The 1,963-nt window shown below is 63.6% G+C and carries 2 protein-coding genes; one reads left to right on the forward strand and one right to left on the reverse strand.

Features of this window, described 5'->3' with window-relative positions; all coding sequences use genetic code 11:
* Positions 1-166: 166 nt before the first annotated feature.
* Entirely contained in the window at positions 167-1,192 is a 1,026-nt protein-coding gene (locus tag VMR03_RS00295; RefSeq protein ID WP_325401120.1) for an acyltransferase family protein, read from the forward strand.
* Positions 1,193-1,195: 3 nt separating this feature from the next.
* Here the strand turns inward: VMR03_RS00295 and VMR03_RS00300 are convergent.
* Positions 1,196-1,963, reverse strand: a 768-nt coding sequence (locus VMR03_RS00300; RefSeq protein WP_325401122.1) for an AEC family transporter, incomplete at its 5' end; no start/stop codon positions are given.

A 1,963-nucleotide genomic window follows, 5' to 3' on the forward strand; every position in this document is an offset into this window, starting at 1 on the left:
GGCTTGGGGCTTGCCCCAAGCCTTAGCCGGAGCAGGGTGAGGGGTGGGCAAACGAGGACGAGCCGTCAGCTCTCCTCCATCCCTCTGGCCCGCTTCCTGCTCCACGAGCAAGGAAACCGCCGCCATCGTTCCATCGAGGAACAAGCGGCCGCAGAGAGTATGGTTAATGTCGCAGAGTAAGCCACGTATCGACTGGGTCGACGCCGCCAAGGGTCTCACAATGACACTCGTGGTGATGAAGCACGCGACCTATAACGACGCAGCCGTGCTCCATCAGGTGCCCTATCTCTTCAACTTTCTCTGCGAATTCACCATTCCCTTTCGCATGCCGCTCTTCTTCCTGGTCGCCGGCCTCTTTGCCATGCGCGCGCTGAAGAGCGACCTTCGGACCTTCATCGACGGCAAGGTGCTGCACTTCGTCTATTTCTACCTGCTCTGGTCGGTGATCCAGATCGGGTTGAAGATCGTGCTGCCGCATGACAGCGAATGGGCGGTGAGCTACAGGGATCTTCTGATGATCCCCTTCGAGCCCTTCGGCCTACTCTGGTTCATCTACGAGCTCAGCGTCTTTTTCGTCGCCATGCGTCTGCTGCGCGATGTGCGAAAGCCCATCGTCATCGGCTTCGCGCTCGTCCTCTATTTTTCGAAGCTCCACACCGGCTGGACGATTCCCGACGAATTCGCCCAGCGCTTCATCTTCTTCGTCTCCGGCGTCTACGGCGCGCCTTATGTCTTCCGGATGGCGGAATGGACGCGGGCGCATATGCGCCAGGCGCTCGCCGTCAGCGCCGCCATGTTGCTCGCGGCGGGCGCGATCGTCTTCTCGGGCGCCGTCGATCTGCGCCCGATGGAACTGCTCACCGGCTATATCGGCGGCGCGGCGACGCTGATGCTCGTCGTCACGCTCGTCGCGCGCGGCTGGGCCGGCCCCCTCACCTATATCGGCTCGCGCTCGCTCTATGTCTTCCTCGCCTTCTTCCTGCCGATGGCCGCGACGCGCACGCTGCTCGTCAAGCTCGGCTTTCACAATGGCGATCTCATCACGCTTGCCTGCATCGCGATGGCGGTCGGCATGCCGCTTCTCGGCTACCGCATCGTCAGGGATACGCCGCTCGCCTTCGTCTTCGTCCGGCCTCAGGCTTTTCGTCTGAAGCCGTCGGCGAAAACGGCTGACGTCGCGGCAACCGCCTGATCTCTACGGCCGAAAGTGATTGAGGAGAAGCGTCAGCGTGACGGCGCTCATGCCGGTCGCGAGGACGACGGCGCTCGATGCGGTCGCCGGCGCGATGCGGTAGCGCCCGGCGAGGATCGAGGAATAGACGCCCGTCGGCATCCCCGCGAGCACGGTCGCGACCATGACCCAGAGCGGCGGCAGGCCGAAGACGTAATCCGTCAGCACGAAGACGAGCAGTGGATGGCCGACGAGCTTGAACATTACCGTCATGCTCGCGGTCGCCACCGCCGCGCGTAGGTGATAGCGCGTCAGGGTTCCGCCGAGCACGAAAAGCGCGCAGGGGATCGCCGAGCGGCTGACGAGTTCGGCCGTCGCGTCGATCGGCCCCGGCAGCGCGACGCCGAGCCGTCCATAGACGAGGCCGAGACCGAGACCGATGATGATCGGGTTCCTGAGCGATCCCATCAGCCCGTTCAGCAGGATACGGCGGACCGGAACTTCCTGGCCCGTGGGCAACGACGCCATTTCGAGCAGGAAGGTCGCCGTCGTGATGAGGATCAATCCGTGAAAGGCGAGAATGAGGAAGAGCGGCACGCTCGCCTCGTCGCCGAAGCCCGTCAGGATGATCGGAATGCCGAGCATCACGACATTGCCCTGTCCGCCGCCGAAGCCGATGACCACCGCCTCGCCGAAATTCCGCTTCAACGCGAAACGCGCGATCAGCGAGCCGATCGCCCAGACGGCGAGCATCGCGCCGTAATAGGAAAGCCAGAGCCCCCAGGGCAGCAT

Origin of the sequence: Parvibaculum sp. (genome assembly GCF_035511255.1) — a bacterium.
In the GTDB taxonomy this organism is placed as follows: Bacteria; Pseudomonadota; Alphaproteobacteria; order Parvibaculales; family Parvibaculaceae; genus Parvibaculum.

Excerpts from the sequence above, each read along its gene's own strand:
- VMR03_RS00295 (WP_325401120.1), top strand. The coding sequence starts at position 167 with ATGTCGCAGAGTAAGCCACGTATCGACTGGGTCGACGCCGCCAAGGGT.